The organism is Ferrovibrio sp. GW821-FHT12F09, from assembly GCF_058806775.1.
The window spans coordinates 718907-732373 of sequence record NZ_JBXAPZ010000002.1; the positions used below are offsets into that span (position 1 = coordinate 718907).

The 13467-nt window shown below is 65.0% G+C and carries 11 protein-coding genes and 1 riboswitch; of the genes, 5 read left to right on the forward strand and 6 right to left on the reverse strand.

Going from position 1 to position 13467, the window contains the following annotated elements; genetic code table 11:
- Window positions 1-12: 12 nt before the first annotated feature.
- From AC1ROB_RS16435 to AC1ROB_RS16455, 5 genes are all read right to left on the reverse strand, one after another.
- A complete protein-coding gene (locus tag AC1ROB_RS16435; protein WP_492970045.1) occupies window positions 13-3123 on the reverse strand; it encodes a hybrid sensor histidine kinase/response regulator in 3111 nt (1036 codons plus the stop codon).
- 189 nt (window positions 3124-3312) lie between these two features.
- Window positions 3313-3852, reverse strand: coding sequence for a chemotaxis protein CheW (locus AC1ROB_RS16440; protein ID WP_492970044.1), 540 nt, complete (start codon window positions 3850-3852; stop codon window positions 3313-3315).
- A gap of 295 nt (window positions 3853-4147) precedes the next feature.
- Window positions 4148-5698: an acetolactate synthase large subunit gene (locus tag AC1ROB_RS16445; protein ID WP_492970043.1), complete on the reverse strand. Its 1551-nt coding sequence runs from the start codon at window positions 5696-5698 to the stop codon at window positions 4148-4150.
- 22 nt (window positions 5699-5720) lie between these two features.
- A complete protein-coding gene (locus tag AC1ROB_RS16450) occupies window positions 5721-6764 on the reverse strand; it encodes a cyclase family protein (RefSeq protein WP_492970042.1) in 1044 nt (347 codons plus the stop codon).
- An 81-nt stretch (window positions 6765-6845) separates the two neighbouring features.
- A complete protein-coding gene (locus AC1ROB_RS16455; protein ID WP_492970041.1) occupies window positions 6846-7388 on the reverse strand; it encodes an Mpo1 family 2-hydroxy fatty acid dioxygenase in 543 nt (180 codons plus the stop codon).
- A 285-nt stretch (window positions 7389-7673) separates the two neighbouring features.
- Window positions 7674-7785, forward strand: a riboswitch (glycine riboswitch).
- A 53-nt stretch (window positions 7786-7838) separates the two neighbouring features.
- Here AC1ROB_RS16455 and gcvT point away from each other — a divergent pair.
- Genes gcvT through gcvPB form a run of 4 tightly spaced genes read left to right on the forward strand, consistent with a single transcriptional unit; the run spans window position 7839 to window position 12256 of the window.
- Window positions 7839-8945, forward strand: a complete 1107-nt coding sequence (gcvT, locus tag AC1ROB_RS16460) for a glycine cleavage system aminomethyltransferase GcvT (protein ID WP_492970040.1) — start codon at window positions 7839-7841, stop codon at window positions 8943-8945.
- An 11-nt stretch (window positions 8946-8956) separates the two neighbouring features.
- Window positions 8957-9328: a glycine cleavage system protein GcvH gene (gene gcvH, locus AC1ROB_RS16465; RefSeq protein ID WP_492970039.1), complete on the forward strand. Its 372-nt coding sequence runs from the start codon at window positions 8957-8959 to the stop codon at window positions 9326-9328.
- A gap of 16 nt (window positions 9329-9344) precedes the next feature.
- Window positions 9345-10685: an aminomethyl-transferring glycine dehydrogenase subunit GcvPA gene (gcvPA, locus tag AC1ROB_RS16470; RefSeq protein ID WP_492970038.1), complete on the forward strand. Its 1341-nt coding sequence runs from the start codon at window positions 9345-9347 to the stop codon at window positions 10683-10685.
- On the forward strand, window positions 10682-12256 hold the full coding sequence (gene gcvPB / locus AC1ROB_RS16475) for an aminomethyl-transferring glycine dehydrogenase subunit GcvPB (protein WP_492970037.1): 1575 nt from the start codon (window positions 10682-10684) through the stop codon (window positions 12254-12256). Before gcvPA ends, gcvPB begins: the two co-directional genes overlap by 4 nt.
- Before the next feature lie 74 nt (window positions 12257-12330).
- Here gcvPB and AC1ROB_RS16480 read toward each other — a convergent pair whose 3' ends face one another.
- Complete coding sequence (locus AC1ROB_RS16480) at window positions 12331-13083, reverse strand: sensor histidine kinase (protein ID WP_492970036.1); 753 nt, start codon at window positions 13081-13083, stop codon at window positions 12331-12333.
- 170 nt (window positions 13084-13253) lie between these two features.
- Here AC1ROB_RS16480 and AC1ROB_RS16485 point away from each other — a divergent pair, with 170 nt between their 5' ends.
- Window positions 13254-13466, forward strand: a complete 213-nt coding sequence (locus tag AC1ROB_RS16485; protein WP_492970035.1) for a hypothetical protein — start codon at window positions 13254-13256, stop codon at window positions 13464-13466.
- The last annotated feature ends 1 nt before the right edge of the window (window position 13467 follow it).

The window sequence follows — 13467 nt, forward strand, 5'->3', positions numbered from 1 at the left end:
GCATTCTGTTCCCTATAATGCTAGAATTTCCGGCATCAAGCCGTGCAGCTCTTCGTAACTCGGCGCCAGCAACCGCGCCATAACCTTCGCCATCGCCACATCCTGGGCATCGCAGGCATCCTGCAGGTCAGCCGCGACCTGGCCCAGGCGCTGCGCGCCGACGGAATAGGCCGCGCCCTTCAGGGCATGGGCGACACGGCGGATATCGGCATAATCCCCCGTCGCCGCCGCCTGGTCGATAGCCGTGATCTTGTCCGCCGTTTCGGCGACAAACTCCTGCAGCAGATCCTTCACCTTGGCATCGAAGCTGCCAAAGCTGCTGCGCAGGGTCTGGGGATCGAAAATATCGACATCCCAGCCGATGGCGGGCTGCGCGGCCGCCTGCGCTGCATGGCGCGCCCCGGCCGCCGGCCGGCGCAGGGGCAGCGCCTCGGGCAGGAAACGTGCCAGGGTCTCTCCCAGGTGACGGGAATTGATCGGCTTGGTCAGATACTCGTCCATGCCGGCGTCGATGCAGCGCTGGCGGATGCCGGGCAGCGCGTCGGCGGTCAGCGCGACGATCGGGATGCGTTTGGCGCCGGTCGACGCCTCCATCTGACGCACATGATGGGTCAGCTCGAACCCGTCCATTTCCGGCATGTGGAAATCCGTCAGCAGCAGGCCGTAGGGCGAGTTTTTGTAAAGCTCCAGCGCCGCCGTGCCGTTCTCCGCGATCTCGCAGGCCAGCCCCAGGCGGCTGAGCATCTGGGCAATCACGGTCTGGTTGGTTTTGTTGTCCTCCGCAACGAGGATGAGCGCGCCGGCCTCGCGGGCTTCTTCCAGCGGCGGCGGCGCGAAGGCCATATCGTCCCGTTCGATATTCTGAATCTGGAACTGCGTGGCCGGTACCAGGCCGAGCGCAACGGCAGCGGCGCGCCACAGGATCGGACCCAGGATCGGATAGGTCAGCGCGATGCGGAAATGCGTGCGCTGCGCGGCATCCAGCGTCGAGATCAGGTTGCGCGGCGCGATCACCGCATAGCAGGCCGTCTGGCCGAACTGGTTCGCCAGCCGCAGGCTGGGCAGGTCGGCGCAGCGCGGATCGACCAGAACCAGGTCGAAATCCTTGCGGCCCAGCCCGGCGGCGTCCTGGTAGCTTTCGGCAATGGCAATGTCGGTGATGTCGCCGGCCTCAAGGTAACGGCGCGCGACCGTGGCCTGCACCGGCGGCAGGCCGAGCAGCAGCACGCGCGTTCGCGCAATGGGTTCCTGCGGCTGCGGCCGGACGGGCACGGTCTCGGCCGGCGGCAGCGGCAACTCGAACCAGAAGACGGTGCCCTTGCCGGGCGTGCTGGAGGCGCCGATGCGGCCTTCCATGATCTCGCAGAGCCGGTGGCAGATCGACAGGCCGAGACCGGTGCCGCCGAACTTGCGGGCCGTGGAGGAATCCGCCTGGACGAAGGGCTGGAACAGCTTGTCCACTTGCGCCTGGGTCAGGCCGATGCCGGTATCCTCGATCTCGAACCGCAGGGCATCCCTGCCCCCATCGCCCATGCGCAGGCGAATGGTGACCTGGCCGACTTCGGTGAACTTGACGGCATTCGAGCCGAGGTTCAGCAGCACCTGCCGGATGCGGGTCGGATCGCCGATGCGCTGGTCGGGGATCGACGGATCGATGTCGAGCACGAATTCCAGGCCGCCATTATCGGCCTTGGGCGCCAGCAACTCGCCGACCCCGCCGATCAGATCCGTCAGGCCGAACGGAATGCGTTCGATATCGAGTTTCCCGGCCTCGATCTTGGAGAAATCGAGAATGTCGTTGATGACGGTCAGAAGCGATTCCGTAGAATCGCGGATCACCTTCGCCATGCGGTGCTGGTCGGCATCCAGCGGCGTGAGTTCCAGCATCTCGGCCATCGACATCACGCCGTTCATCGGCGTGCGGATCTCGTGGCTCATGGTGGCGAGGAAGGTCGATTTGGCCTCGGTGGCGGCCTCCGCCTGGTCGCGGGCGACACGCAGTTCCACCTCGGTCTCGCGCCGCGCCGCCACTTCGCTGCGCAGTCGCGCCGTATAGATCACGCCGACGATCAGCACGAGGGTGACCATAAAGGCGATGCCGAGATTGCGCTGCAGCTGTTCATTGGCTGGCGCCAGCACGGTGGCCTCCGGCAGGCCGACATAGGTATTGAACGGCCAGCTCTGCCCGGCGATCGGACTCATCGCCGCGATCAGCGGGCCGCCGCGCTGGCGCTCGACCCGGCCTGACGGCGCGCTGTCGGTGAGCACGCCATACATGGCCGCCGCGTCGCCGTCATTCAGGTCGGCGACCCTGATGTAATCCGGGGTGCCCGTGGCTGCGCCCGATCGCGCCCGCGCCACCAGGGCCGGATGCCACAGCACCTCGCTCTCGCGGTTGGCGATGAAGATCTTGCCGCGCAGGCGATCCGCCTCGACCTGGATCAGGCCGCTTACGGTGCTGAAGGGAATATCGAAGCCAACGACGGCATCGATCCAGCCGAGATAGTCATGCAGCGGCACCGCATAGGTGATACGGGGGTCCGCCTGCGCATCGCCCAGATGCGGCGGCAGCCAGACCGGCTGGTTGCGCTCCATGGCACGCTGGAACCAGTGCTGCCGGCGCGGATCGTCGGCAGGCGCGTCCACGATATGCCCGGCCGGACCGCGATCGATAATCCGGATGGTCGGCGCGGCGCCGCCTGCGGCATTCGGGGCGGGCACTTTTTCCACGGCGTAAAAAGCGCCATTGGGAAAGCCGATGTAGATTCGGCTGAGCATCGGCGTGCGCTCCAGCAGCGCGCCGGCAATCGGAATGAACAGGGACACCGGATCGTCCCGGCCATGAATCTGCCGCACGATGTCGCGCAGCATGGTGCCGGCCAGCAGCAGCGGCTCGAAATGCCGCACCATCTGCTGATTGAGCTGGGTGGCCTGCTGCCGTGCGTTCAACAGGCCGTCATGGACCAGGGTGGCGCGTTCCCGGTTGTAGAGATAGGCGATGACGCCGATCGCGAGGGCGCAGATGACGGCGAGCAATGCGAACTGCGCGGTCAGGACGCGCGGATTGGCATTCCATTGAACGGTGGAGGCCTGCATGCGCAGGATGGACGGATTGCTGCTCAATAAACTTGGCGGTCTGTCATCCGAATGAATGCCAGAACAAGCCCCCCTGTAGGTACCACCCAAAGTTTATCTAAAAGGTCTGTTTCCCTTTGTCATGGGGTTTCCGTGCCGGACTCGCGCAAACAAACGGCCTGCCCAGATTTTAGGCAGGCCGCTGTTGGATTTGCGAAAACGGTTGGGCGCCGCGGTTCAGGCCGCGGCGGCGTCGATCTGCGGCACACCGCGGTTAAACAGGCGGTTCACATCGATCAGGGCCACCATGCGGTCTTCATGGGTGGCCAGCGCGCTGAGGAAGGTCTGCTCGACATCGGCTGCGGTGGCCGGCACCGGCTGCAGCGCGGAAGAGTCGAGGGCCAGAATATCCGACACCGTATCGACCAGCAGGCCGACGGACTCGCTGCCGACTTCGACAACGATCACGACATTGGCGCTGGTCGGCGTGGTGGTGCCGCCGCCGAGGCGGACGCGCAGGTCGAAGATCGGCACCACGGCGCCGCGCAGGTTGATGACGCCGCGCACGAAGGGCGGCGTGTTGGGCAGCGGCGTCACATCGGTCCAGGCGCGGATTTCGCGCACGCTGAGCAGATCGAGGCCGTAATTCTGGTCGCCGATGGTGAAGGTGAGCACTTCCTGGCTGCCGCGCAGCTCCATGGCCTGCAGCGCGCCACCCTTGGCGGCATCGGCAGTGGCAGGAACGGAGGAAGTCGAAACGGTCGCGGGCGTGGACATGGCGCTCACACTTTCTGCTGTGGCTGAACTTCTACGGTCGCTGAACTCGGTCATTATGCCGGCCATGACGCCGCCCCGGTATCAAGGACGACGCAGGCCCGGTGGGGGACTGCAGATACCCTTCGTTATCCATCCGGCAGCGAACCTGACACGGGGCGCAGCTTCAGGGCATCCACGCGGCGTAAATTGGCAAACTTCGCGGTTTCCTGCAAAGGAATTCGCCGCTTAACCCGTTCAGGTGACTAAGAAATTAGGTCTGCCGCACCGGCGGGGCCAACAATGAGTGGTAGGTCGCTTACAGCACCAGCTCTATGAGTTGTGGCCCGTGATGTTCCAGTGCGGCGGCGAAAGCCCGGCTGAAGGCATGCATTTCCTCCACCCGCACGGCCGGCACGCCATGGCCCTTGGCCAGCGCCACCCAGTCCGGATCGGGACGGTCCAGCGTCAGCATGTCGATGGCCCGCGGTCCCGGATTGGCGGCGCCGACATTGGCCAGCTCGTTGCGCAGGATGGCGTAGGAGCGGTTGGCGAAGATCACCATGGTGACGTTGAGCTGCTCGCGCGCCATCGTCCACAGCGCCTGCAACGTGTAGAAGGCGCTGCCATCGCCGGTCAGCGTGACGATCTTGCGGTCGGGGCATGCCAATGCAGCGCCTATGGCAACAGGAAGACTGTAGCCGATCGAACCGCCCATGTTGTTCAGCCAGTCATGCGGGCCGGAGGCTTCGGCGGCGGCGAAGATACCGCGGCCCGAGGTGACGGACTCATCCACCACCACGGCGTTGTCGGGCAGCAGCGCGGCAATGGCGGCGGCGATCTTCTCCAGGCTTGGCGCGCCCTCGGGCAGGCCGGGTTTCTCCGGCTGGCGCTGGGCCTCGACTGTTTTCGGCGCGCCGACGGCATCGGCCAGGCGCTCCAGCGCATCGATCAGGTCGTCTTCCACCTCGGCCACCGCCGTGATGGTGCAGCTATCGGACGTCAGCACACTGGGCTTGCCCGGATAGGCGAAAAAGGCAATCGGCTGCTTGGTGCCGACCAGCACGGCCTCGCGCACATCGGCGAGATACTTCAGCGCCAGGTCGACCACAAAGGGAATGCGTCCCACGCTGGGCAGTCCGCCACCGCGCTCGATGCGGGCGCTGAAACCGTTATTCGACAGCCGGCAGCCGGTGGCGGCGGCAATGCGTGCGGCCAGCAGCAGGCCCTGCCGCTGCAACGCGATGCCGCCCAGGATCAGCATGCCGTTCGGTCCGGCCTTTTTGAGCGCGGCCGCGGCAGCTTTGATCTGCGCGTCATCGGCCTTCACCCGTGGCGGCACGGCAACGGGCTTGGCCTCGCCCTGCGGCGCGTCGTTCCAGGCGGTGTCGGCCGGCAGGATCAGGCTGGCGATCTGGCCGTTACGGCTTTTCGCCGCCGCCACCGCTTCCGCGCCCAGTCCGGCGACGTCACCCGCCGTATGGCCGCGCCCGATCCAGTGCGATACCGGCCGCGCGATGCCTTCGATATCGGCCTTCAGCGGTGCGTCATACTGCAGATGATGCGTCGCATGTTCGCCGATCACGTTGACGATGCCGGAACTGGCCTTGCGCGCGTTATGCAGGTTGGCCACGCCGTTGGCGAGGCCGGGCCCCAGATGCAGCAGCGTTGCCGACGGGCGGCTCGACAGGCGCCAGTAGCCATCGGCCGCGCCGGTCACCACACCTTCGAACAGGCCCAGCACGCAGCGCACGCCGGGCACGCGATCCAGCGCCGCGACGAAATGCATCTCGGAAGTACCGGGATTGGCGAAACAGGTATCGACGCCGGACGCGACAAGGGTGCGGACGAGGCTTTCGGCGCCATTCATGGCGGACTCCTGGAATAAAGGCTCAGACGGTGGCGAGGGGCGAGGATGGCGAACCGACCGCACCGGTGAGGCGCAGCGGCGGTGCGGTCAGCAGGAAGCGGCTGCGGTTGCTGGTCTTCAGATACGCGGCAAGTTCGGAGAGATACCACAGCTCGCCCAGCGGCACGCCCAGCTTGAACAGGCAGTGTTCATGCAGCGGCAGCATGGCATGGCTGCCTTCCACGGCTTTCGCCGGCAGGCCTTCTACCGCATAATTGTCGGCGATCAGGCAGCTGACCTTGGAGTCGGTGATCCAGTTGCGCAGCTTGGCGTCGCGGCCATCGATCACGGCGCAGGAATTCTCCAGCCGGTGATGGTCGGGCTTGCGGCCCATCGACAGCAGCACGTCGCCGAAGCCGGTGTAGAAGCACAGCATGTCGCCCTGCTCCACACTCACCTTCTGCTTCTCCATGGCCGTCATCAGCAGGTCGTAGCCGACCCAGGTGCGCGCATCGCCGCATTCGTCATGCAGGTTGACCAGCACACCACGGCCCTGCATGCCATGCCTGGCGAAATTGTGGATACCGAGTGGCTCGGTGCCCTTGGAGGGGAAGCGTTCCAGCCGCGGCTCGCCCACATTGCGATCTTCCACATCGGGCACATCGCTGCCGCCGCGCCAGCCGTTGTAGAACACGCGTTCGGGCGTGCCGTCGCCATCGGCATCGAACATCGATCCGATATGGGCAAAGCTGTCCCATTGCGTGGAATACTGCAGGTACAACAGCGCCGCATCGTCGCTGGAAACGTCGGTCAGCTTCGGATCGAACAGCGACAGCGGCAGCGCCATGTTGGCCCGGCCCTCGCGGTTGACGGCAAACAGCTGCGGCGGGAAGCGGCGCGGATTGAGCAGGTTGCCGCCCGGATATTCCAGCGGCAGCGACAGGCAGAAGGTCTTGCCCTCCCGCACCTCGGCGATGCCCTGCTTCACTTTTTCGGCGGTGATCCAGTTGACGCGGCCGATACGGTCATCGGCGCCGAACTCGCCCCAGTTCGACCCGTCGGGCCGGTTCTTCCAGCGTGCTGTCATTTTGGAGAGACCCTTTTAAACGTGGATGGCCGGAACAAGTCCGGCCATGACACTACTCTTGCCCGCGTGTTTTCAATCGCCTCAGGCGGCAGCGCGTTCCCGCATCGCACCGACCGAGTAATGCGGCCAGCGTGCTTCCACCGCTTCATGCAGGTCCTGGCACTGGTGCAGGGCGAAGAAGGCTTCCGCCACCAGGAAGACCGGGCCGATCAGTGCCTGCAGTGCATTGTCGGCCAGCGCCGGACGACGGCCTTCGAAGCCGTGGCCGACCAGCTGGAACACCCAGCCGCCGACGAAGAAGCCGACGAAGGCGATCCAGCCGATCATGCTGCCCTGCATGGCCACCTGCTCGGCCAGTTGCAGCAGCACGAAGGAGAATAGCGCCATCACGCTGCCGATGCGGCGATCGAGCCAGATGTAGAAGATGCCGGTGGCGAACCACAGCACGGTGGCCGCCGTGATCGTGGTCTCGCCGCCCCAGAGCGTGAACAGCTTCACCCAACTCAAGGGGATGAAGATGGCGAACACGATGGCCGGAATGCCGATGAAATGCGTGGCGCGGTTGCGCATGTCGCGGTGGTAAGCCGAATACATCGCCATCTGTTCGACGAAGAACGGGTTCATGGCGGTTTCCTCCATTTTTTATCGAGCCTCCGAGTCGCAGCCGCGGCCCGGAAAACTCCTCTGCTGTGGATAACCCTAAACACCCCTAAAGCATTGTCAATCGTGGCGTTTTCGAGCTTCCGTAAGGTCACGGGGAATATCGTTGAACTCATACAGGCCTCCGCCTATTCTCGCGGCGTCGCAAGCAGTCTGGCGGGAGAGCCGGCCGGCCCGGGTTTCATACGGGCAGGACGCGCCGAAGGAGCAACCGCCCCGGAAACTCTCAGGCCAACGGACCGACCGGACTGGCGACACTCTGGAAAGCGGATCGGGAGTCCAACCCCGGTCCCACCGAAGGAGTAAGGAGTGGTTTTCCAACCCCTCCGAATCTCTCAGGTTCCCGGACAGAGGGGGCGAACGGCGAAACCATCCGCCGGTTCGACTCTGATTCTGTCCACAAGGGAACCTCGCTTGGGCGATACCGAAAATCTCCGTTTCACGCCGCTGAACGCGCTGCATAAAGAGCTGGGCGGACGCATGGTCCCCTTCGCCGGCTATGAAATGCCGGTGCAGTATCCGGCTGGCATCCTCACCGAACACAAGCATACCCGCAGCCAGGCCGGCCTGTTCGACGTCTCCCATATGGGCCAGGTGCGCCTCACCGGCGCCGATCCGGCCAAGGCGCTCGAAGCCCTGGTCCCCGGCGATCTGGTGGCGCTGGAGGTCGGCCGGATGCGCTACACGGTTTTCACCAATGATGCCGCCGGCATCCTCGATGACCTGATGGTCAACCGGCGCGACCGCGACCTCTTTGTCATCGTCAACGCGGCCTGCAAGGAACAGGACATCGCGCATATGCGCGCCAGCCTGAAGGGCGTCGAGGTCGAATATCTGGAAGACCGCGCCCTGCTGGCGCTGCAGGGCCCGGCCGCCGTCGCGGTGCTGGCGCGGCTGAACAGCGTGGTGCCGGCGATGAGCTTCGGCATGGGCGCGACACTGGCGCTCGGCAAATACGAGGCCTTCGTCACCCGTTCCGGCTACACCGGCGAGGACGGCTTTGAAATCTCGCTGCCCGCCGACCAGGCGGAAGACTTCGCCCGCTGGCTGCTGAGCCAGTCCGAGGTGAAACCCATCGGCCTCGGCGCGCGCGACAGCCTCCGCCTTGAGGCCGGCCTTTGCCTCTACGGCCATGACATCGACACCACCACCTCGCCCATCGAGGCCGGGCTGAACTGGACAATCTCCAAGCGCCGCCGCGAAGAGGGCGGCTTCCCGGGCGCGGAGGTCGTGCAGCAGCAACTGAAAGACGGCGTCAGCCGCAAGCGCGTCGGCGTCCAGCCCGAGGGCCGCGCGCCGGCCCGCGAAGGCACCGAAATCCTCAACAGCGATACAGGCGAGAAGATCGGCGTCATTACGTCTGGCGGCTTCGGCCCCAGCGTCGATGCCCCGGTCGCCATGGGCTATGTCGCGACCCAGTATGCCAAGCCCGGCACGCCGCTCAGCCTGATGGTGCGCGGCAAGGCGCTGCCTGCAAAAACCTGCACCCTTCCCTTCATCACCAAACGCTACGCGAAGTAAGGAGACGATCCATGACTGCCCGCTATACCAAGGACCATGAATGGATCCGTCTTGATGGCGATGTCGCCACCGTCGGCATTTCCGACTACGCCCAGAGCCAGCTCGGCGACGTCGTCTTCGTCGACCTGCCGGCCAAGGGCAAAAAGGTCGATGCCGGTGCCGAAGTCGCCGTCGTTGAATCGGTGAAGGCCGCGTCGGAAGTCTACGCGCCGGCCGGCGGCGAGGTGGTGGATGCCAACCAGGCCATCGTCGACGATCCGTCACTGGTCAACCGCGCCGCCCAGACCGACGGCTGGTTCGTCAAGCTCAAGCTCGCCAATAAGGCCGAGCTCGACGCCCTGATGGATCAGGCCGCCTACGACGCATTCCTCAAGACTCTGTAAGAAGGAGCGCCTCCCCATGCGCTATCTCGGTCTGACCGAAGCCGATCGCGGCGCCATGCTGGACACCATCGGTGTCGGCGGCATCGATGCCCTGTTCAAGGATGTGCCCGCCGGCGCGCTCAATCCCGCTCTCGACCTGCCGCCGCATCAGGGCGAGCTGGAAGTGGAACGCGCCTTCGCCGCCATGGCGAAGAAGAGCGTCTCGCCGATGGACGTGCCCTTCTTCCTCGGCGCCGGCGCCTATCGCCATCATATTCCAGCCGCCGTGGATCACCTGATCCAGCGCTCGGAATTCCTCACCTCCTACACGCCCTACCAGCCCGAGATCAGCCAGGGCACGCTGCAGTATCTGTTCGAATTCCAGACTCAGGTGAGCATGATCACCGGCATGGAAGTGGCCAATGCCTCGATGTATGACGGCGCCACCTCGGCGGCCGAAGCCGTGCTGATGGCCCAGCGCATCACCAAGAAGTCGAAGGCCGTGCTGTCAGGCGGCCTGCATCCGCATTACCGCGACACCGTGGCGACGCTGATGGATCAGACCGACCAGCCGCATGTGGCCGCCCCGGTCGATCTCGCCGGCACCGAAGACCTGGGCAAGCTGATCGACGACCAGACCGCCTGCGTCGTCGTGCAGAACCCGAGCGTCTTCGGCCATCTGCGCGATCTCAGCGACCTGGCCAAGGCCTGCCAGGCCAAGGGCGCGCTGCTGATCGTCGCCGTCACCGAGATCACCTCGCTCGGCCTCGTCACCCCGCCGGGCGCCATGGGCGCCGACATTGTTGTTGCGGAAGGCCAGAGCATCGGCGTGCCCTTGAGCTTCGGCGGGCCTTACGTGGGTCTGTTCGCCACGCGCGAGAAATATGTGCGCCAGATGCCGGGCCGGCTCTGCGGCGAGACCGTCGACCAGGACGGCCGCCGCGGCTTCGTGCTCACATTGTCGGCGCGCGAGCAGCATATCCGCCGCGAGAAGGCGACCTCGAATATCTGCACCAATTCCGGCCTCTGCGCGCTGGCCTTCACCATCCATATGAGCCTGCTCGGCGAAGCCGGCTTCACCCAGCTGGCGGCGATCAACCACGGCAAGGCCGTGCAGCTGGCCGAACGGCTCAGCGAACTGAAGGGCGTCGCCATCGTTCCGCAGGCCTTCTACAACGAATTCGCCATCACCCTGCCCAAGCCGGCAGCCGATGTTGTCGAGAAACTCGTCGAGAAAAAGATCCTTGGCGGCGTGCCGGCCTCGCGGCTCTTCCCGGGCGAGAAGTCGCTCGCCAATGTCCTGCTGCTCACCGCCACCGAAACCAATACCGACGGCGACATGGACAAACTTGTCGCTGCCCTGAAGGAGGTGCTGTGATGCTGAACCGTCAGGGACGTCCGACCACGCCGCATGCGGCTGCCAACAGCGCCGCGACCGGCACCATCACCGGCAATCGCGGTCTGCAGCAGGAAGAAGCGCTGATCTTCGAAATGGGTGAGGACGGCCGCACCGGCGTCGATCTGCCGCCTGCCCCGAATGTGAAAGCCCGCCTCGGCGGCCTGAAGCGCACCGGCAAGATCGGCCTGCCGGGCCTCTCCGAGCCACAGGTGATCCGCCATTTCGTGCGGCTGTCGCAAAAGAACTATTCCATCGATGCCGGGCTCTATCCGCTCGGCTCCTGCACGATGAAGCACAATCCGCGCCTCAATGAAAAGATGGCGCGCCTGCCGGGCCTGGGCGACGTGCATCCGCTGCAGCCGGTCTCCACTGTTCAGGGCGCCCTGCAGGTCATCGATACACTCGCCGGCTGGCTCAGGACCCTGACCGGCATGCCGGCGGTGGCGATGTCGCCGGCGGCCGGCGCCCATGGCGAGCTCTGCGGCCTGATGGCGATCCGTGCGGCGCTGAAGGCGCGCGGCGATGTGCGCAAGCGCATCCTCGCGCCGGAATCCGCGCATGGCACCAACCCGGCGACGGCGGCGCTCTGCGGCTATACCGTCGACCCGATCCCGGCGACAGCCGACGGTCGCGTCGACCTCGACGCCCTGCAGGCCAAGCTGGGTCCGGATGTAGCGGCGATCATGCTGACCAATCCGAATACCTGCGGTCTGTTCGAGCGCGACATCCGCAAGGTCGCCGACATGGTGCACAAGGCGGGCGCCTTCTTCTATTGCGACGGCGCCAACTTCAACGCCATCGTCGGCAAGGTGCGGCCGGGCGATCTCGGCATCGACGCCATGCATATCAACCTGCACAAGACCTTCTCCACGCCCCATGGCGGCGGCGGCCCCGGCTCGGGACCGGTCGTCTTGTCGGATGCGCTGAAGGATTTCGTGCCGCTGCCCTATGTGCTGCATGGCAAGGATGGCCTGACCCTGGTCGAAAGCGGCGATGCGAAAAGCTTCGGCCGCATGAAAGCCTTCCACGGCCAGATGGGCATGTTCATCCGGGCGCTCGCCTACATGATGAGCCATGGCGCCGACGGCCTGAAGCGGGTGGCGGAAGACAGCGTGCTCTCGGCCAACTATGTGATGGCCAGCCTGAAAGATGTAATGAGCCCGAGTTTCGACGGCCCCTGCATGCATGAGGCGCTGTTCGACGACCGCTTCTTAAAGGATACCGGCGTCACCACGCTGGACTTCGCCAAGGCGATGATCGACGAGGGCTACCATCCGATGACGGTCTACTTCCCGCTGGTCGTGCATGGCGCCATGCTGATCGAGCCGACCGAAAGCGAGAGCAAGGACAGCGTCGATGCCTTCGTGAACACCTTGCGCGGCCTGGCCGAGAAGGCCAAGGCCGGCGGCGACAATGTCGCGATGTTCCAGGCGGCGCCGCAACTCACCCCGCGCCGGCGTCTGGACGAGACCCGCGCCGCGCGGAGTCCGGTCCTGCGCTGGAAGCCGGGCAGCAACGGCGCGCCGGCCGACAAGGCAGCGGCGGAGTAAGGCCGCGACAGAGGCGAAGTAAAAAACGCCCGGTCAGAAATGGCCGGGCGTTTTCTTATGCTGGAACGATGCGCTTATCCGATCCGACCGATGCGCTCGGCAAACGACTGCGCCTCATGGGATTGCACCGGCATTTCGGGCAGCGGCAGCATGATCTCGTAGCAGGTGCCGGGCTGGCCCTGGCGAATCCTGAAGCTGCCGCCAAGCTGCGACACCAGACTGCAGGTCAGTCGCATGCCCAGGCCGGTCGCCGCCTGCGGGTCGAAACCCGGCGGCAGGCCGATGCCGTCGTCGCGCACGATCAGATGCAGCATACCGTCCAGGCCGCGGCCGCAGGCGATCTCGATGGTGCCGCGGGCCTGGCTGGGATAGCCATGCTTGAGCGTGTTGAAGACAAATTCGTTGATGATCATTCCGGCCGTACTGGCGATCTGGGCCGGCACCAGGATCGGATCGACATTGACCAGCAGCTCGTGGCCATGATCCTCCACCAGGGCTGCGAAAATCTCGTCACGCAGACCGCCGAGGTAATCGGTCAGCGACACCAGTTCGTCCGCGCCGGCCTGCGACAGGCGCTGGTGCAGCCGGGCGATCAGTTGCAGCCGGCGGGCGGCGCGCGCCAGTTCCAGTCGGGCTTCGGGATCGCTCATCCGCGTCAGCGTCAGGGTGAGCAGGCTGCCGACCAGTTGCAGACTGTTGCCGATGCGGTGATCGGCCTCCTTGCGCAGAATATCCGACAGACCGGCCGCCGCATTCAGTCCGGGCGGGGCAGTGGCGTCAGGATTGTGGGCGTCAAGATGACGGGTCAGGGATGAAGGCAGGGTCATAGCGTCTCTCCGATTCCCCCACCAGGAACAGGAATGACCCTAGACCGTGCTTTTCAAAATATCCATTTATATTAATGACTTAATATACTCAAGGAACCCCTTTTGAGGCTTTGTCGTTTCTTACTCATTCTACATCAAATGAGCACCGGCCTGCTTGCCGGTGAAAGGCTATGAACGACTCCCAAGCCCGCGGCGAACGCCTGCAAATCATGCTGACCCCCGATGAACTGAAGGCCTTGGACGACTGGCGTTTCAAGATTCAGATGCCCAGCCGCGCCGCCGCCGTGCGCGAACTGCTGCGCCGTGGCCTGGCATCTGAAGGCTTCGACCTCGCCAATCGCACGACCAAGTCGAAAAGCTACGGCGTCATCGAAGGCGAATAGG